Here is a 17,499-nt window from a genome sequence, read left to right as displayed (position 1 = left end):
TCCCGATGAAAAAGCAGACAATCGCGCCAAAACGCTGGTGGTTCATCATGCCCATCGTGTTTATCACCTACAGCCTGGCGTATCTCGATCGTGCAAATTTTAGCTTCGCTTCTGCTGCCGGGATTAATGACGATCTCGGCATCACCAAAGGCATGTCCTCGCTGCTGGGTGCGCTGTTCTTCCTGGGTTACTTCTTTTTCCAGATCCCGGGTGCAATTTACGCCGAACGGCGCAGCGTCAAGAAACTGATCTTCTGGTGCCTGATCCTGTGGGGCGGCTGTGCCTCACTGACCGGCGTGGTCAGCAACATTCCGATGCTGGCGGCCATTCGCTTTATTCTGGGCGTGGTGGAAGCCGCGGTGATGCCCGCGATGCTGATCTACATCAGCAACTGGTTTACCAAATCGGAACGTTCACGCGCCAACACCTTTCTGATTCTGGGCAATCCGGTCACGGTGTTGTGGATGTCGGTCGTGTCAGGCTATCTGATCGAATCGTTTGGCTGGCGTGAGATGTTTATCTTCGAAGGGATTCCGGCGGTGGTCTGGGCTATCGCCTGGTGGTTCCTGGTGCAGGATAAGCCGGCGCAGGCGCGCTGGATGAGCGATGCCGAGAAAGCGGCATTGCAGGCTGAACTGCAGAAAGAGCAGGAAAATATTAAAGCGGTGCGCAACTACAGCGAAGCGTTCCGCAACCGCAACGTGATCATTCTCTGCCTGCAATATTTTGCCTGGAGCATCGGCGTCTATGGCTTTGTGCTGTGGCTGCCGTCGATTCTGCGTAACGGCACGCAGATGGGCATGGTAGAGGCGGGCTGGCTCTCTGCGGTGCCTTATCTGGCAGCGACCATTGCGATGGTGGTGGTCTCGTGGGCGTCGGATAAAACCCAGAACCGTAAGCTGTTCGTCTGGCCCCTGCTGCTGGTGGGCGCGCTGGCGTTCCTCGGCTCTTATCTGGTGGGATCGAACAATTTCTGGATGTCCTATACCCTGTTAGTGATTGCCGGAGCCGCGATGTATGCGCCTTACGGACCGTTCTTCGCTATTATTCCTGAGATGCTGCCACGCAATGTCGCCGGTGGCGCAATGGCGCTGATCAACAGTATGGGTGCGCTGGGGTCGTTTATCGGTTCATGGATTGTCGGCTATCTTAATGGAGCCACCGGCAGCCCGTCCGCGTCCTACATCTTTATGGGATCGGCCCTGCTGGTTTCGGTGTGGCTGACGCTGATTGTGAAACCGGCGCAGAACAAAGCGCCGCCGCTGCAGGGTGCAAAACCCGCCTGAAAGCGTAAACGTTAGCCTCTATTTCTTCGGGCGGCCTGCAAGCCGCCCGCTACTTATTGACCGGGAGCCACCGAATGAAACCCGCTGTAATTCTCTATAAAAAACTACCCGACGATCTTTATGCTCGCCTGGCTGAACAGTGTGACGTGACGGAAATCAGCGATCTCTCGCAGGAAAGCCAGCAGGAACATGCTGCGGCGTTCCGGCAGGCAGAAGGTCTGCTGGGATCGGGCGGTAAAGTTAATGGCGAGCTGCTGGCGAAGATGCCCAATCTGCGCGTCTGCTCCAGCGTCTCTGTAGGTTATGACAATTTTGATGTGGATGCGCTGAATCAGCGTCACGTGGTGCTGATGCACACGCCGACCGTGCTGACCGAAACCGTGGCGGACACCATGATGGCGCTGGTACTGAGCACCGCCCGTCGGGTGCCGGAACTGGATGCCTGGGTCAAAGCGGGCAACTGGCAGAAGAGCATCGGTCCGGCGCAGTTCGGCATCGACGTGCACCATAAAACGCTGGGTATTCTCGGCATGGGACGTATCGGGATGGCACTGGCGCAGCGCGCCCACTTTGGCTTCGGCATGAAAATCCTCTACAACGCCCGCCGCGAGCATGAAGAGGCACAGTCGCGCTTTGGCGCACAGCGCTGTGAGCTGGAGGCGCTGCTGAAGCAGAGTGATTTCGTCTGCATCAGTTTGCCGCTGACTGAAGAGACGCACCATCTGATCGGTGCCGCCGAGCTTGAACTGATGAAGCCGGATGCGGTGCTGATCAACGCCGGTCGCGGGCCGGTGGTGGATGAGAATGCGCTGATCGCCGCGTTGCAGGCGGGCAAACTGCATGCCGCCGGGCTGGATGTGTTTGAGCAGGAGCCGGTCTCTGCCGACTCTCCGCTGCTGTCGCTACCCAATGTGGTGACGCTGCCGCATATCGGTTCTGCCACCCATGAAACCCGCTACGGCATGATGCAGGATGCGGTAGAAAATCTCCTCGCTGCACTCGGCGGGAGCGTCGAGAAAAACTGCGTTAACCCGCAGGCGCTGAAGTAATCCCCTCGCCTTTCCATTGCGCCCGCCCATGGCGGGCGTTATGGTGGACCCCCGATTCGCTATCACAAATATTTAACCGCTATGTCTTTTTCTCAGTTCGGCGACAAATTTACCCAACATTCCGGCATCTCACGTCTGATGGAAGATATGGGCGCGGGCCTGCGAACGCCCGGCACCATCATGCTGGGCGGCGGTAATCCGGCGCAAATCCCGGCCATGAACGACTACTTTCAGCAACTGCTGCAGCAGATGCATGAGGAAGGCAAACTCAGCGAGGCGCTGTGCAATTACGATGGCCCGCGCGGTAAAGCGACGCTGCTGGCGTCGCTGGCCGGGCTGCTGAGCGATCAGCTTGGCTGGCCCATCACCGCACAGAACATTGCGCTGACTAACGGCAGCCAGAGTGCCTTCTTCTATCTGTTTAACCTGTATGCGGGTCGCCGGGCCGATGGCAGCAAAAAGCGGGTGCTGTTCCCGCTGGCGCCTGAGTATCTTGGCTATGCGGATGCCGGCCTGGAAGAGGGGCTGTTTGTATCGGCGAAGCCGAACATTGAGCTGCTGCCGGAAGGTCAGTTTAAATATCATGTCGATTTCGAGCATCTGCCGATGAACGAGGAGGTCGGGCTGATCTGCGTATCGCGTCCGACCAACCCCACCGGCAACGTGATCACCGATGATGAGCTGATGCAGCTCGATGCGCTGGCACAGCAGCATGATGTGCCGCTGCTGATCGACAATGCCTATGGCGTGCCGTTCCCCGGTATCATCTTCAGCGAGGTGCGCCCGCTGTGGAATCCCAACATCATTCTCTGCATGAGTCTGTCGAAGCTCGGCCTGCCGGGTGCGCGTTGCGGCATCATTATCGCTGACGAGAAGACCATCACCGCGCTGAGCAATATGAACGGCATCATCAGTCTGGCGCCCGGCAGTATCGGTCCGGCCATTGCCAATGAGATGATCCGTCGCGGCGATCTGTTGCGGCTCTCCGAAGAGGTGATTAAGCCGTTCTATCAGCAGAAGGTGCAGCAGACCATTGCGATACTGCGGCGCTATCTGCCGGAAGACCGTTGCCTGATCCACAAGCCGGAAGGGGCGATTTTCCTCTGGCTCTGGTTCCGCGATCTGCCGATCACCACCGAATTGCTTTATCAGCGGCTGAAAGCGCGCGGCGTGCTGATGGTGCCGGGACACTTCTTCTTCCCGGGACTGGAACAGGCGTGGCCGCACACCCATCAATGTATGCGGATGAATTACGTGCCGGACGCAGAGAACATCGAGCGGGCGGTGCAGATTCTGGCGGAAGAGGTTGAGAACGCCTGGCGCGACAGCTAATCCTGCGAATCGGTTAACGACAGCTGGCACCACTGTGCCAGCTGCTGAATCGCCTGTTCCACTTCCGCATTCCAGCCAAAACCGGCATTCAGCCGGAAGCAGTGATCGTAGCGCTGATCGGTGGCAAAAATATGGCCCGGCGCGATGCCGATGCCCGCATTACGCGCTTTCAGAAACAGCTCGCGCACGTTCAGCGCCTGTCGGGACATCTCAACCCACAGCACATAGCCTCCTTCCGGATCGGACACCCGGGTTCCCGCCGGAAATTCTCGTAACACCGACTGACGCATTTCACGGATTTGTCGCGCCAGCTCACGCCGCAGCTTACGCAGATGAGCATCATAGCCGCCGCTGCGCAGCAGTTCCGCCACCGCCGCCTGCGACAACACCGAGGTGCCCATGGTTGAGGTATATTTCAGTGAGGCGATTTTGCGCATGTAGTTGACGCTGTGAACCCAGCCGATACGAATGCCTGGCGCCACGGTTTTAGAGAAGCCGCTGCAGAGAATGGCGTTGGGGCTGAAGGCGCGCATCGGGAAAGGGCGGCGTTCACCAAAAGCGGTATCGCCAAAAATATCATCCTCGATGATCACCACATCGTTTTCATCCGCCTGCCGCGCAATATAGGCCTTATGCTCGTTGGGAATGCTCTTGCCCAGCGGATTGTTGACGTTGCACAGGGTGAGAAAGACCCGCACCGCCTTGCGCTGAAACAGCCCGGTGAGCTTCGCGACATCGACATACCCTTCCGGCCCGGCTTCCACTTCAATCACCCGTAAATTGAGGTTATGCAGCATCTGCAGCAGCACGAAATAGCAGGGTGATTCCACGGCGACCACATCGCCCGGCTGGGTCGTGGCGCGCAGCGACAGCGAGATCGCCTCAATGCAGCCGTTGGTGATCAGAATATCGTCAGCGCTGATATTGCAGCCGTAACCCACTGCCCGACGGGCAATCTCTGTTTTCAGCGGCGCATAGCCGGTGCCCTTCACCGTATTCCCGAGCAGGGCCGGTTTGCTGTAGCCCATCTGACGCATCAGCAGGCCGATGCGCTTGACCGGATAGAGTGCGCTGTCGCCGTTGGCCAGATCGAGACGCACCCGGCAGTCTGAGCCGAGCATCGCCAGATGGAGTTCTGTCTGCTCATCAAGCGGCGCGATGGCGCGCGGCTGTTCGCTGACGGCGGGCAGTTGACGGGAAGAGGGCCGCTGCGGCGCAACAAAAAAGCCCGATTTGGGGCGGGCAACGGCGTAGCGCTCATCTTCCAGCGTGCGCAGTGTCTTCAGGGCGGTGGTAAGGCTGACATTGTACTGCGTCGCCAGCGTGCGCACCGACGGCAGACGGCTGTCAGGTGCCAGTGAACCGGCATGAATGGCCTGCTTGATCTGTTCTGCGATCTGGCGGTAACGACTGCTCTGACTCTCCTGTTCCCCGATAATATCGGCCATCTGTTCCACCCCATATCGCGCTGATCTGTGCATATTCAACAGAGTACATTCAAAGTACTTTAGGCTGCATCTCTTAATTATTCATAACGCTAAACGGCCCGCAGACCCCGTCAGCCGCCGGGCTTCAGACCATAAAGTGATTCTGTTCACCTGAGGAAAACGTGAGAAATGAATAATCTGCCCGCCATGATGAAGGAGATGGAAGCGTATCTGTCACCCGCCATCATTGAGTCCGCTCAGCGCTGCTCTCTTCGCCTGCTGGCAGCGTTGCCGGATCAGCAGCAGCTGGAGAATAATCGTGTGCTGCTCGCCTATGGCGGGGGAAAAGACAGCAGCTACATGGTGGCTTACGTGCGTTACATTCAGGGGCTGATCTGGCAGCAGCAGGGCAGCACCTTTCATCTGCGGATCAGCACCAACCGTCATACGGCGATGAATCAGAGCGTGATGGAGAATATTCACCGCGTTTATCAGTCGCTGGCGATGCATGACGATGAACGGGTGGAGTGTCTGGTAGTGGATGGCCTGCTTATCCGACCGTTTGACCGCGACCTGCCGATGCCGGAGAGCGTGCGGCAGCAGAACCGTAATGACGTGCTGATGAATGGCCACCGGTTTCGCGCCGACGCGCGCTCGACCTTCTGCAACGCCTGTAATCTCAGCATGGTGAACTCCTTTGGCCTGGCGGCAGACTACAACGGTGGCGTGGATCTGATTATCACCGGCGACTCGCCACAGGAGCAGGCCGCCTATGTCGCCTGGGCGCGGCACCTCTCACGGCTGTTTGATGCGCCGGTGGCGGATAAAAACCGGGGCTTCAGCGGGTTTCTGCAGACGCTGGATGGCGTGGCAGAGCGCTACTTCAGCGATGTTTATGGTGCCGATCAGCTGACGCCTGCGCACCGCATCACCCACCAGCTGGCACGCAATCCACTGTTCTTCAACATCTATCAGGACACCGCCTATGAAGCGGGCGCGCACTGGGCACTGCTCAGCGAATTTATGCGCTTCCGTTTTGATGCGCTGATGTTCAGCTTCTCCGAGTCCGACTGCGGTAATCCGACGCTGATGGCGCACCTGCGCGGATTGCGGGCAGAAACGCTGCTGCAGCGCCACTATGCCGAAGGGATCCGCGAATATGTGCGCTTTGCGCTGGGACTGATGGTGAAGAAAGATTTTCCACCCGCGCTAATCGATGAGATGGCGGCGCGCTATCAGGATGACGCCGCGATCCAGCAGCAGCGGCAGCGCGCGGCGGACTTTGCCATACAGGCGTTTGACCTCAGCGAAGATCAGCTGATCTGCATGATCTACTCCCCGTTCCTGGCGCAGGGAGAGCAGCTCGGACACTGGCTGATGCAGCAGCAGATTACGCTGGATGAGGCGGCCATCCGCGACCTGCTTGAGCAACGCAGCGAGGATAGCGCGCTGGCACAGCAGTTAACCCGGCTCTCCGGCATGACGCTGACGCAGATGCGGCACTGCTGGCAGAGCAAGCCGGTCAGTTCGCTGCTGGAGGGCAAAAGCGCCGATCCGCTGTCGCGCGTGCTGCGTTTTGATCCCCACAAAGCGGTGATTCAGGTCAATAATGGTGTGCTCAATGACATCGTGACAGAAATCATTTCCGGGCGTTAACCCGGTAAGGCGAGGCGATGAAAAAGATTTTTCTGCAAATTGGCGCCACCCGCGACGGGCAAAATCCTTACTGCGCGGTGGCGAAGCGCGACGGCTATTTTACCGTGCTGGCTGAAATGGGTGATTTCGTCGATTACCAGTCGTTAAGCCTGGCCCTGCCGTTTGATCTGATCATTCGCCTCGACCGCCCCGAGAATCCGTGGGAGGTGATGCAGGCCTATCTGCACGCCGGTTTACTGGCGCATCCGCTGGTGGTGCTGGCGGGCTTTGAAGCCTACAACGCCAGCGCCGGACGACTGCGCGAGATGCTGGCCGGGCCGGATGCGCCCGCTGCCTTTATTCCGCTGGATAAATATGCGCAGCGCATGGCGCTGAAGAAAGCCTGGCCGCGCTTCCCGCAGCCGGAGTTCCGCTTTTTCGCCTCGCCGCTCAGCATTCTGGATGCCGGAGAGGCGCTGATCTATCCCTGCGTTGTGAAGCCGGTGGATGGCGGCGGCGGCCTGGGCATCTGGCTGATTGAGCATGCCGATCAGCTGCATAGCGTGGTGAAACAGCTGGTACAGACCATGAACTACGGCGGCCGCGGCTTCAGCGGCTTTATTGTGGAAAGCGCCCTGATCGGCGATGAGTTTTCGTTGCAGGGCGTGGTGCATCAGGGACACCCCCAGGCACTGACCTGCTGCCAGAAGGTGATTGAGCAGCACCGGGATGCTGAGGGCTGCGTCAGCTTTTATGAGTCGGGGCATGTGGCGATGGCGGCAGCGGCCCTGCCGGCCTCGTTCAGCAGCCTGATGACATTCTGTTGCGAAACCTTTGGCTACCGTCAGGGTGCATTTCATATCGATTTTATTGTGGTCAACGGCGTGCCGCATTTCCTGGAGATGGGGTTCCGGCTCTCCGGCATGGGCGTGGCGACGCTGGTGCAGGAGGCGACGGGCATCAACTGGGCGGAAGTCACCTTCCGGTTAGAAGCGGGCGGCGCGTTACCCGTCTTTGCCTTCACCACACCCGGTGCGGTCGGCCAGCTGCGGTTGCGGCAACCAGCGCAGCTGCAGGCTGCCGAACGCTGGATCGATCAGCATCAGCAGGGCGCGCTGTTACCGCCACTCAGATTGCCTGCGTTACAGGTTTCGTCACGCTCCTCGCTCTATGCCGACCTGACGCGTCACGCGGGCATTCTGGCCACGTTCAGCCTGACGGCCACAGCGCGTGAGCCGATTATGACCACTTTTCAGCAGGTGATTGCCGCGCAGCCGGTGGCGGCCGGGAGAGATAAAGTATGTGCAGGATGATTCTGGCGCATGGCCGGTTCGACAGCGCAGAGATTCTGGAGGCGGCGCGCGCCATGAGCTGCGGTGAAAGCGCCGAACACGATGGCCCGATCAAATCACACCCTAACGGCTGGGGCTGTCTGTGGCTCGAAGAGGGCGAGATTCGTACCCTGCACGGCACCGGCGCGTTCGCAGAAGCGCTGCCGGGTATCGATGTGGATCGGCTGCGCAGCCGGTTTCTGGCGGTGCATGTGCGGCACGCCACGCTGAGTAAAAATCAGGGACTGGCGTTTTCTCATCCGCTGTGGCGCAACAGCGCCGGACATCAGTGGTACATGATGCATAACGGCTTTCTGCCGACGATTTACCGCCAGCTCGGTCTGGCGGAATCGCGCTTCGATTCAGAAGAGTATCTGCATTATCTGGTGGATCAGACCACACCCGCCGATTTCACCCGCGACTATCTGCGCGCAAAGATGGCGCAGGTAGAGCCGGGCGGTAGCGCAGGCAATGCCATTTTCGTCACCCGTGACAAAGCCTGGGCGTGGCAGTGGTATCCGCACGATACGCCCTGGCCCGACTATTTTACGATGCATTTTCAGCAACAGGATGGTTGCACGCTGATCGCCTCTGAACCCGTGGCAATACCAGGCAGCGCTGGCAACTGGCGGCGAATGAACAATCATGAACTCTATGAAATACCGTTTAGGGAGTGATAAACATGGCAATTTTCAATCAGTTCCGCGTGATTAATCCCAACATGTTTGTGGAATCGACCTGGCTGGATGACATCGTCACCGCACGGGTGCCGCTGCTGGTGCTGCGTAATTTCCTGACGCCAGAGGTGCGGGAAGCGGTGGTGACTGACCTGCAGAGCTGCCGGGAAAAGATCCGTGTCTCCCACTATCCCAATGGCGCGCTGACCACGCTAGGCCCCTATCTGGCGCGTCATACTGCGGCTCCCGATAACTACTTTACTGAGCTGCGCGATATCCAGCCGGCGTTGCCGCCATCGCTGAATACGCTGCGCGAACAGATTTACCGCTGGGTTCAGCATGCGCTGCGGCTGGAAAGCTTACGCATCGCCCACGAGCCGGGTTGTGGAGACTACGCCGGTTCTATCGTGCGCTTTCATGCCAATGGCGTCGCGAACCCGCTGCATAACGACAATATCGTGCGCGACGCCGCAGAGACTTCGCTGGTGGTGATGCAAATCCTGCATCAGCTCAGCTGCGTGGTCTGCCTGCAGGAGTGCAACGCGGGTGGGGCACTGCGTATCTACAACAAAAAGTGGTCGCCGGAGGATGAGCAGTTCAAAACTGCCGGGGAGCTGGGTTATCGCAGTGGGGTGATCGAAAACAGCGAGATCTGCGAATTTTCACCACGCAGTGGCGATATCTATCTGTTTAATCCTGCGTTTTATCATGAGATCGATCGGGTCGAAGGCGATACCCGTATCACCATGGGTTTCTTTTTCGGGCTGACCGATAAAAAAATGAAACACGCTATCGCCTGGAGCTAAGCCGGGCCGTGTCAGAACAGGAGAAGGGAATGACGACGTTTGAAAAAATCACTGCGCTGCTGGATCAGCAGCAGGCCAGCTACCACGTGGTGGAACATGAAGCGATAGGGCAGACCGAACAGATCAGCCAGATACGCGGTAACCTGCTGGGCCAGGCGGCCAAAGCGATGGTGCTGGAAGTCAGCATGCCGGATGGTGCGCCGTCGCGTCAGCTGCTGGCGATAGTGCCGGGCGACTGCCGGATCAATTTCAAAAGTGCGGCGCGCGCCATCGGCGGCAAAAAATCCTCTTTCGCCGCTCCGGAGCTGGCGCAGGCGCTGACGGGCTGTGTGATGGGCGCGGTGCCGCCGTTTAGTTTTGATGACCGGCTGGCGCTGCGGGTGGATACCCGGCTGCAACAGGTCGGAACGTTATGGTTTAACGCGGGCGAGCTGGAGAAGTCGATCGCGCTGGCTGTAGATGATTATTTTCGCATCGTGGGTGAAGGCTGCTGTGCCGATATCGCGACCCCGATTGCGGTCACCGCCTGACGGCAGGACAAGGAGTTTCTGATGTCGGTAAAAGATATGCTGTTAGCGCTGTGCGTGGTGGTGGCGTGGGGCGTCAATTTTGTGGTGATCAAGCTGGGGCTTCAGGGTATGCCGCCTTTTTTGCTCGCCGGGCTGCGTTTTACCCTGGTCGCCTTTCCCGCCATTTTCTTTGTGCGTCGCCCGCCGATTCCGCTGCGCTGGCTGGTGGTTTATGGCATGACCATCAGTTTTGGTCAGTTCGCCTTTCTGTTCCTGGCGATCAAGCTCGGCATGCCTGCCGGTCTGGCCTCACTGGTGCTGCAGGCGCAGGCATTCTTTACCCTGTTGCTGGGCGCGCTGTTGCTGGCGGAGAAGCTGCGCTGGAATCATATCGTCGGGATTATCATCGCTACGCTGGGGATGTTTTTGCTGGCGACGGCAGGCATGGAAGGGCAGACCAGCGCCGGTATTACGCTGACCACCATGATGCTGACGCTGTCGGCGGCGCTCTCATGGGGGCTGGGTAATATCACCAATAAGATTATTATGCGAAACCGTAGCGTACCGATCATGTCACTGGTGGTCTGGAGTGCGCTGGTGCCGATCGTTCCTTTCTTTGCCTGTTCGCTGCTGTTTGATGGTCAGGCCGCCATCGTTAACAGCCTGCTGCATATCGGCCTGCAGACCGTGCTGGCGCTGTTCTATCTGGCATTTGTCGCCACTATTGTGGGTTACGCTATCTGGGGGAACCTGCTGAGTCGCTACGAAACCTGGCGCGTCGCGCCGCTGTCGCTGCTGGTGCCGGTGGTGGGGATTATTACCGCCGCGCTGGTGCTGGATGAGCATCTCTCCGGGCAGCAGATGCTGGGTGCGGTGGTGATTATACTGGGGCTGCTGGTCAATGTGTTTGGTGGCGTGCTGGGTCAGCGCTTAGCGATGCGAACGCAGTCGTAAGGACAAGTCCGCCTTCAGATATAAGGGCAAAAAAAACGCCGCTAACGCGGCGTTTGTCATGGTTACTTCAGAATCTCAATACGGCGTGGTTTCGCCTCTTCCGGCACCAGTCGTTCAAGATCGATGCTCAGCAGACCATTCTCGAGACGGGCATCGCGCACCACAATGTGGTCGGCGAGCTGGAATTTACGCTCGAAGTTACGCTCGGCGATACCCTGATACAGGTATTTACGCTCGGTCTGCTCTTCAGGATGGGCACCCCGCACGATCAGCACGTTATCGTGCGCCGTGATATCCAGTTCGCTCTGAGCAAAACCAGCCACCGCAATAGTAATGCGATAGTGATTTTCATCGACCAGTTCAACGTTATAGGGAGGATAGCCGCCATTGCTCTGATTCTGATTAGATTCGAGCAGGTTAAACAGGCGATCAAAACCGATAGCAGAGCGATAAAGTGGGGTGAGATCAAAATTACGCATATTAAGACTCCTGAATTTCAGCAAGTTTTGGCAACCTTCCACTACTGGACAGGCTGGATACGGCACCCCACTGTCCCTTGCGGCAACGGTGAGTGCGTCCGTAAACTAAAAATGGGTGCCACAAGACCATTTTCAAGAGGGCGAAATGCAATTTTTTTCGCCAAATTGTGGAAATGGCATACACTCAGGACTACTTTTGCCAGACCCAGACGGACTTCGCCCCAGAGTGTTGACGTTGTCTGGCAAGCAAACTCAGCCAGGCTTATGCCATGACTGAAGGGATGATGATGATGAAATTGATGAAGACCTTACCTCTGGCTGGAGTGGTGTGCTGCGCAATGGCAACAACCGGCTGTTCCAGCGTGATGTCTCACACAGGTGCGAGTCAGGGCTACTATCCAGGCACCCGTGCCAGTGCTGATATGCTGTCCGATGGTGATACCAGCTGGGCGCTGAAGCCGCTGGCGTTAATCGATCTTCCTTTCTCTGCCGTGCTGGATACGCTGCTGCTGCCGTGGGACTACTACCGCAGCGACAAAGATAAATCTCTCGACTCTCCACGTGAACGCATCCTGCAGAGCGAAAGGCTGGCGCATACGCAGGAAAGCCTGGCGCAGGCGCAGCCTATGCCTCCTATGCGGTCACTGCCGCAACCGTAAAGAGTTGCCGCCAGCCATTCACCTCACGCATATAAGCAATCTGTGTACCATCAGGTGACCAGACCACCGCGTCACCTGATGGCGCCTCTTCCGTTCTGCGGGTCAGACGCTGACACGCGCCGCTCTCAACGTCACATCGCATCACGCTGTTATCGCAGATAAAAGCGATCGCCTGGCCGTCAGGATGCCAGCTAAAGGCGGACTGAATGCTGTGGCTGAGTCGGGTGATCTGACGCGGTTCGCCGCCGTTGGGGGAGACCGTCCAGAGCTGGATCACCTCTGCGGCATCCGCCATCAGAAATGCTATCTGGCTGCCATCCGGTGCGGTGCGCAGCCAGTGGCGAGGTTGCAGAGCCACACCACGGCTGTGCGTCAGGCGACGCTGCTGCACGCCAGCCGGTGGCGCAGGTAGCTGCTGGCTGCTGCCCTCCAGCGGCATCTCTCCGGCGCGGGCGTAATCCTCCAGCGCATCAGGCAGATCAACAATAAAAACTTCAGGCCGTTTTTCACCCTGCGCCGTTAGCGTGTCGCCAATAAAGGCGATCGCCCAGCGCTGCCAGCTGCCGTCCGGTTTCTGGTAGCCACGTTCACCGACCCAGCACTCCTCACAGGCACGATTAATCTGGTCACTGCCTGGCAGCGGTTCCGCATGCGTCTGGCTCACCAGCAGGCAAAAAAAGGTGCCGTCATATTCGCGCGGATGCTGCTTTTCAGGCGTTACAGCGCAAAGGGGCACCGCGATGCCGACGTTGCGCAGATCGAGCCGGCTATCCAGTTCGTGCATCACGTGGTCATTGTAGGTAAAGCTCAGGCGAGAACCGTCGGGACTGAAGACATGTACATGCGAGCCGCCACGCAGCGCGCCAGGAGTAAACGGTGGCGTGATATCGCAGGCATCCAGATTCACCGCCGCACCGTTCTGAACGATCACCCCGCGCCGGTGGTGAAAATCATACCGCCAGCTGGCATCGGGATGTTCCGGGCCATGAATGCAGACGTAGCGCGGTGGCAGATCGGGACTGACCGTGACGACGCCGACATGGGCACCATGCCGGGCCTGATAGAGCACCTCCACCTCACCGGTCATCACATTGACCCGCTCAATGGTCTGGCTGGTAAACGACGCGCCCGATGGGCGAACGTCAAACGCCAGCCACTGACCGTCGGCAGTCCAGACATTAATATTGGTGAGCTGATGCTGACGGGCAGCAAAGGTGATCTGTTTTTCTGACATGATGAAACCCGTGGAGAAAGAGTTGCCCGACAAATTACGCGATTCTGTTTTGCGGTGCAGCTTTTTTGCCGGGTTAAGGGAGCCGGGCCGAAGCGGCCCGGCAGAGAACAGGCCGTTACAGCACTAACTCTTCGATGGCATGCGCGACGCCATCTTCCATATTGGTTTTGGTGATGAACTGAGCAATTTTCTTAACAGAGTCAATGGCATTCCCCATTGCGACACCCGTTCCTGCGTATTCAATCATCGCCAGGTCATTCTCCTGATCGCCAATCGCCATCACTTCTTCCTGCTTCAGGCCGAGCTTCTCAGCCAGCATTTTAACGCCCTGGCCTTTATTCACCCGACGATCGAGGATTTCGAGGTAATAAGGCGCGCTCTTCAGGATGGTGTAGGTCTGCTGAGCATGCCCGGGCAGGCGGGCAATCGCCGCGTCGAGCAGAGCGGGCCGGTCGATCATCATCAGTTTCGGGAAGCGCATGGCACGATCCATCTCCTCCACCGCGCGGTAGCGCACCGGAATGCCGGTCAGGCTCGCTTCATGGATGGTGTATTCGCTGATGTCTTTGTTAGGGGTATAGAGATGGGTTTTGTCGAATGCCTGGAAATGTACGCCAAGCTCACGCGCCAGGTTCTCAATGTAGAGGTAGTCGTCAAAGGTCAGCGTCACTTCCGCCACGCACTCACCATCTTCGGCCTGATGAACCAGCGCACCGTTGTTGCTGATCGCGTACTGGCCGGGCGTCTGCATATCCAGTTCCATGAGATAGCGCTGGATACCCACAAACGGCCGGCCGGTGGTCAGAACAATCGACACCCCTTGCTGACGGGCGCGATCCAGGGCGGATTTCACCGCCGGTGTGATCTCATGTTGCGGGTTGAGCAGGGTGCCATCCATGTCGATAGCGATCAATTTAATAGCCATAGAGTCCTCGTAGCGTCTGGGTTTTATTCAATGCTAGCGCGATTCAGCGCACATTGACCAGTTTCATGGCAGGCGAGAACGGCCAGCTGATAGCCAGCTTCAGGCGGTAAAGAGATCGCGGTGGATTTTAATCACGGCTTTTCGGATTGTTGCGGGTTCGCTAGGGGCGCAGCAGGGACGATGAATATCGTGCGGGAAAAAGAGCGCGAACATGCCGGGCATCAGCGTAATCACTGACTCATTCAATATCTTCTGATAAAAAACGACGTCTCGCTGCTGGGCAAAATCTTCGGTGATTTGCTGGTCGGGATGGGCGCGGGCCACGCCAATATTTTCGGTGCCTGCCAGCAGATACTGAATATCGATGTAGTTGAAGTGGGACTCCGCTTTGCGTGCGCTGGCCGGTTCGGTCATCATCTCCTGCACCAGACAGAACATTTTGTTGTCGGGCAGGATCTCATATTTGCCGGTTTCCAGCTGGCTGAAATCTGTGCTGGCAATCCAGCTTATCGCCTGATCGACCACCGGATGAAAGGCGTGACGTTCTCTGTCCCAGTCGTGACGATCGCAAACAATCATGGTGTAACTCCCTGTGTTGAATGGTGCGCGGTAAATGCGCAAAGAGGGGCAAGAGTAAGGGAGCTGACCGGGTTAAAACGTGATCGGGATCGCAGCCTGTGGGCAGCAGGACGCGGCCTGGCGGGTTTCCGCTCGTACGGCACAAAAAAAGGCCATCACCTGGGTGATGGCCTTTCATCTCTGATGCCGGTTAAATATCGATATTGGCGGCTTTCAGCGCATTTTCTTCGATGAAGGCGCGGCGCGGTTCGACCGCATCGCCCATCAGGGTAGTGAACAGCTGATCAGCGCCAATCGCATCTTTAATGGTGACGCGCAGCATGCGACGGCTGTCTGGATCCATGGTGGTTTCCCACAGCTGCTCCGGGTTCATCTCGCCCAGACCTTTGTAACGCTGGACCGAGAGGCCGCGACGCGACTCTTTAATCAGCCACTCAATCGCCTGTTCGAAGCTTGCCACTGGCTGACGACGCTCGCCACGCTCGATGTAAGCATCTTCTTCCAGCAGACCACGCAGTTTGCCGCCCAGGGCGCAGATTTTGCGGTACTCAGGACCCTGAATGAAATCAGCATCCAGCGGATAGTCAGTATCTACACCGTGGGTACGGACGCGCAGTACCGGCTCGAACAGATTTGATTCGCGGTTTTCACGCACCTGTGCCAGATAGGTGCTGCCATGCGCTTCGCGTTCAGTCAGATAGCTCACCAGACCATTCAGCCAGGTTGTAACCTCCGCTTCATTGCTCAGGTCGCTCAGCGTGTCGTGATAAATCATCGCACGCAGCATGGCCATCGGATAACGGCGCTCCATACGCTTGATCATCTTCTGGGTGCTGTTGAAGTCAGTGACCAGCGTCTCCAGCGGCTCACCGCCCAGCGCCGGCGCGCTGGCATTGGTGTGCAGCGTCGCACCATCAAGGGCGATAGCGATCTGGTATTGATCCATCGCCTCGTCATCTTTGATGTACTGCTCCTGCTTGCCTTTCTTCACTTTGTAGAGTGGCGGCTGGGCGATATAAACATGGCCGCGCTCAATGATTTCAGGCATCTGACGATAGAAGAAGGTCAGCAGCAGGGTACGGATGTGCGAACCATCGACGTCGGCATCGGTCATGATGATGATGCTGTGATAGCGCAGCTTGTCCGGGTTGTACTCGTCGCGACCAATACCGCAGCCCAGCGCGGTGATCAGCGTAGCTACTTCCTGGGAGGCGAGCATCTTGTCGAAACGCGCTTTTTCAACGTTAAGAATCTTACCTTTCAGCGGCAGAATCGCCTGGTTTTTACGGTTACGGCCCTGTTTGGCCGAGCCGCCTGCGGAGTCACCCTCCACCAGGTAGATTTCAGACAGCGCCGGGTCGCGCTCCTGGCAATCCGCCAGTTTGCCTGGCAGACCTGCCAGGTCCAGCGCGCCTTTACGACGGGTCATTTCACGGGCGCGGCGTGCCGCTTCACGGGCACGGGCGGCGTCGATGATTTTGCCGACTACAATTTTGGCGTCTGAAGGGTTTTCCAGCAGGTATTCAGCCAGCAGTTCATTCATCTGCTGCTCAACCGCTGTTTTCACCTCGGAGGAGACCAGTTTATCTTTGGTCTGCGAGGAGAATTTAGGATCCGGCACTTTCACCGAAACCACAGCGATCAGACCTTCACGGGCATCATCACCGGTGGCGCTGACTTTAGCCTTCTTGCTGTAACCCTCTTTTTCCATATAGGCATTCAGGGTACGGGTCATCGCTGAACGGAAACCGGCGAGGTGTGTACCGCCGTCGCGCTGTGGGATGTTGTTGGTAAAGCAGTAGATATTTTCCTGGAAGCCGTCGTTCCACTGCAACGCCACTTCCACACCAATGCCATCTTTCTCGGTAGAGAAATAGAACACGGTAGGGTGAATCGGGGTTTTGTTTTTGTTGAGGTACTCAACAAACGCCCGGATACCGCCTTCATAGTGGAAGTGATCGCTTTTACCATCACGCTTATCATCCAGACGAATCGACACGCCGGAGTTCAGGAATGAGAGTTCACGCAGGCGTTTCGCCAGGATGTCATACTCAAAATCGCGCACGTTGGTAAAGGTTTCGTGGCTCGGCCAGAAACGCACACGGGTCCCGGTAATGTCGGTCTCACCCGTCACCGCCAGCGGTGCCTGCGGTACGCCATGGACGTAAATCTGCTGATGCACTTTGCCTTCGCGACGAATGGTCAGCTCCAGCTTCTGCGACAGGGCGTTAACCACGGAGACGCCCACGCCGTGCAGGCCGCCGGAGACTTTATAGGAGTTATCATCGAACTTACCGCCAGCATGCAGCACGGTCATGATCACTTCAGCGGCAGAGATGCCCTCTTCTTCGTGAATACCGGTAGGAATGCCGCGTCCATCATCCTGCACCGATACGGAGTTATCGGCATGGATGGTGACCACAATGTCACTACAGTGACCAGCGAGCGCTTCGTCGATTGCGTTATCCACGACCTCGAATACCATGTGATGCAGACCGGTACCGTCATCGGTATCGCCGATATACATGCCCGGGCGTTTGCGTACCGCATCAAGTCCTTTCAGGACTTTAATACTTGAGGAGTCATAAGAATTCGACATCAACGTTTCTCGCTCATT

16 protein-coding genes are annotated in these 17,499 nt (G+C 57.6%); 10 read left to right on the top strand and 6 right to left on the bottom strand.

Translation table 11 applies throughout. The features are described 5' to 3' along the window. The first annotated feature begins 5 nt into the window (after window positions 1–5). The 3 genes from FOV68_RS18040 (at window position 6) to FOV68_RS18030 (ending at window position 3,667) form a co-directional block, all read left to right on the top strand. Window positions 6–1,286, top strand: a complete 1,281-nt coding sequence (locus tag FOV68_RS18040) for an MFS transporter (protein WP_010258909.1) — start codon at window positions 6–8, stop codon at window positions 1,284–1,286. A gap of 74 nt (window positions 1,287–1,360) precedes the next feature. Continuing rightward, window positions 1,361–2,335 carry a glyoxylate/hydroxypyruvate reductase GhrB gene (gene ghrB / locus FOV68_RS18035; RefSeq protein WP_115758635.1) on the top strand — a complete coding sequence of 325 codons (975 nt, stop codon included), beginning with the start codon at window positions 1,361–1,363 and terminating at the stop codon, window positions 2,333–2,335. 81 nt (window positions 2,336–2,416) lie between these two features. Then, entirely contained in the window at window positions 2,417–3,667 is a 1,251-nt protein-coding gene (locus FOV68_RS18030; RefSeq protein WP_010258911.1) for a valine--pyruvate transaminase, read from the top strand. Here FOV68_RS18030 and FOV68_RS18025 read toward each other — a convergent pair. Beyond that, window positions 3,664–5,115 (bottom strand): PLP-dependent aminotransferase family protein, encoded by a 1,452-nt coding sequence (locus FOV68_RS18025; RefSeq protein WP_143991302.1) that lies wholly within the window; start codon window positions 5,113–5,115, stop codon window positions 3,664–3,666. The two genes, FOV68_RS18030 and FOV68_RS18025, sit on opposite strands and share 4 nt — an antisense overlap. A gap of 168 nt (window positions 5,116–5,283) precedes the next feature. Between FOV68_RS18025 and FOV68_RS18020 the strand changes: the two genes are divergently transcribed. The 6 genes from FOV68_RS18020 to FOV68_RS17995 are packed head-to-tail and all read left to right on the top strand — an operon-like array spanning window position 5,284 to window position 11,006. After that, window positions 5,284–6,750, top strand: a complete 1,467-nt coding sequence (locus FOV68_RS18020) for a hypothetical protein (RefSeq protein WP_134161654.1) — start codon at window positions 5,284–5,286, stop codon at window positions 6,748–6,750. A gap of 17 nt (window positions 6,751–6,767) precedes the next feature. Then, window positions 6,768–8,042 (top strand): acetyl-CoA carboxylase biotin carboxylase subunit family protein, encoded by a 1,275-nt coding sequence (locus tag FOV68_RS18015; RefSeq protein ID WP_031591024.1) that lies wholly within the window; start codon window positions 6,768–6,770, stop codon window positions 8,040–8,042. After that, the gene (locus tag FOV68_RS18010) at window positions 8,030–8,737 is read left to right on the top strand and encodes a class II glutamine amidotransferase (protein WP_031591025.1); all 708 of its coding nucleotides are present in this window, start codon (window positions 8,030–8,032) and stop codon (window positions 8,735–8,737) included. Before FOV68_RS18015 ends, FOV68_RS18010 begins: the two co-directional genes overlap by 13 nt. Window positions 8,738–8,742: 5 nt before the next feature. Next, on the top strand, window positions 8,743–9,543 hold the full coding sequence (locus FOV68_RS18005) for a hypothetical protein (RefSeq protein ID WP_143991301.1): 801 nt from the start codon (window positions 8,743–8,745) through the stop codon (window positions 9,541–9,543). 29 nt (window positions 9,544–9,572) lie between these two features. Further along, window positions 9,573–10,073 carry a YbaK/EbsC family protein gene (locus FOV68_RS18000; RefSeq protein ID WP_143991300.1) on the top strand — a complete coding sequence of 167 codons (501 nt, stop codon included), beginning with the start codon at window positions 9,573–9,575 and terminating at the stop codon, window positions 10,071–10,073. A gap of 21 nt (window positions 10,074–10,094) precedes the next feature. After that, entirely contained in the window at window positions 10,095–11,006 is a 912-nt protein-coding gene (locus FOV68_RS17995; protein WP_031591030.1) for an EamA family transporter, read from the top strand. A 62-nt stretch (window positions 11,007–11,068) separates the two neighbouring features. Here FOV68_RS17995 and ibpA read toward each other — a convergent pair whose 3' ends face one another. Then, entirely contained in the window at window positions 11,069–11,485 is a 417-nt protein-coding gene (ibpA, locus tag FOV68_RS17990; RefSeq protein WP_010258920.1) for a small heat shock chaperone IbpA, read from the bottom strand. Between the two features lie 290 nt (window positions 11,486–11,775). On the opposite strand from ibpA, the gene FOV68_RS17985 reads away from it, so the two are divergent. Beyond that, complete coding sequence (locus FOV68_RS17985) at window positions 11,776–12,144, top strand: YceK/YidQ family lipoprotein (protein ID WP_223564587.1); 369 nt, start codon at window positions 11,776–11,778, stop codon at window positions 12,142–12,144. Here the strand turns inward: FOV68_RS17985 and FOV68_RS17980 are convergent. From FOV68_RS17980 to gyrB, 4 genes are all read right to left on the bottom strand, one after another. Further along, window positions 12,119–13,378 carry a DUF3748 domain-containing protein gene (locus FOV68_RS17980; protein ID WP_143991299.1) on the bottom strand — a complete coding sequence of 420 codons (1,260 nt, stop codon included), beginning with the start codon at window positions 13,376–13,378 and terminating at the stop codon, window positions 12,119–12,121. The genes FOV68_RS17985 and FOV68_RS17980 overlap by 26 nt on opposite strands. A gap of 115 nt (window positions 13,379–13,493) precedes the next feature. Next, window positions 13,494–14,303 carry a sugar-phosphatase gene (gene yidA / locus FOV68_RS17975; RefSeq protein WP_010258924.1) on the bottom strand — a complete coding sequence of 270 codons (810 nt, stop codon included), beginning with the start codon at window positions 14,301–14,303 and terminating at the stop codon, window positions 13,494–13,496. A gap of 99 nt (window positions 14,304–14,402) precedes the next feature. Continuing rightward, a complete protein-coding gene (locus FOV68_RS17970; protein WP_143991298.1) occupies window positions 14,403–14,882 on the bottom strand; it encodes a YhcH/YjgK/YiaL family protein in 480 nt (159 codons plus the stop codon). A gap of 190 nt (window positions 14,883–15,072) precedes the next feature. Then, the gene (gene gyrB / locus FOV68_RS17965) at window positions 15,073–17,481 is read right to left on the bottom strand and encodes a DNA topoisomerase (ATP-hydrolyzing) subunit B (protein WP_031591038.1); all 2,409 of its coding nucleotides are present in this window, start codon (window positions 17,479–17,481) and stop codon (window positions 15,073–15,075) included. Between the last annotated feature and the right edge of the window lie 18 nt (window positions 17,482–17,499).

The sequence above is a fragment of the Pantoea sp. paga genome, assembly GCF_007558755.1.
In the GTDB taxonomy this organism is placed as follows: domain Bacteria; phylum Pseudomonadota; class Gammaproteobacteria; order Enterobacterales; family Enterobacteriaceae; genus Pantoea; species Pantoea agglomerans.
Note: the sequence above shows the minus strand (reverse complement) of the source record. Positions and strands in the feature narration are given on the sequence as shown.

Bases quoted from the DNA above. Each gene is read 5' to 3' on its own strand.
- FOV68_RS18000 (WP_143991300.1), top strand. From the start codon at position 9,573: ATGACGACGTTTGAAAAAATCACTGCGCTGCTGGATCAGCAGCAGGCC.
- FOV68_RS18010 (WP_031591025.1), top strand. From the start codon at position 8,030: ATGTGCAGGATGATTCTGGCGCATGGCCGGTTCGACAGCGCAGAGATT.
- FOV68_RS18025 (WP_143991302.1), bottom strand. From the start codon at position 5,115: ATGGCCGATATTATCGGGGAACAGGAGAGTCAGAGCAGTCGTTACCGC.
- FOV68_RS18040 (WP_010258909.1), top strand. From the start codon at position 6: ATGAAAAAGCAGACAATCGCGCCAAAACGCTGGTGGTTCATCATGCCC.
- FOV68_RS17980 (WP_143991299.1), bottom strand. From the start codon at position 13,378: ATGTCAGAAAAACAGATCACCTTTGCTGCCCGTCAGCATCAGCTCACC.
- ibpA (WP_010258920.1), bottom strand. From the start codon at position 11,485: ATGCGTAATTTTGATCTCACCCCACTTTATCGCTCTGCTATCGGTTTT.
- FOV68_RS17970 (WP_143991298.1), bottom strand. From the start codon at position 14,882: ATGATTGTTTGCGATCGTCACGACTGGGACAGAGAACGTCACGCCTTT.
- FOV68_RS18005 (WP_143991301.1), top strand. From the start codon at position 8,743: ATGGCAATTTTCAATCAGTTCCGCGTGATTAATCCCAACATGTTTGTG.
- FOV68_RS17985 (WP_223564587.1), top strand. From the start codon at position 11,776: ATGAAATTGATGAAGACCTTACCTCTGGCTGGAGTGGTGTGCTGCGCA.
- FOV68_RS18020 (WP_134161654.1), top strand. From the start codon at position 5,284: ATGAATAATCTGCCCGCCATGATGAAGGAGATGGAAGCGTATCTGTCA.
- FOV68_RS18030 (WP_010258911.1), top strand. From the start codon at position 2,417: ATGTCTTTTTCTCAGTTCGGCGACAAATTTACCCAACATTCCGGCATC.
- gyrB (WP_031591038.1), bottom strand. From the start codon at position 17,481: ATGTCGAATTCTTATGACTCCTCAAGTATTAAAGTCCTGAAAGGACTT.
- FOV68_RS18015 (WP_031591024.1), top strand. From the start codon at position 6,768: ATGAAAAAGATTTTTCTGCAAATTGGCGCCACCCGCGACGGGCAAAAT.
- ghrB (WP_115758635.1), top strand. From the start codon at position 1,361: ATGAAACCCGCTGTAATTCTCTATAAAAAACTACCCGACGATCTTTAT.
- FOV68_RS17995 (WP_031591030.1), top strand. From the start codon at position 10,095: ATGTCGGTAAAAGATATGCTGTTAGCGCTGTGCGTGGTGGTGGCGTGG.
- yidA (WP_010258924.1), bottom strand. From the start codon at position 14,303: ATGGCTATTAAATTGATCGCTATCGACATGGATGGCACCCTGCTCAAC.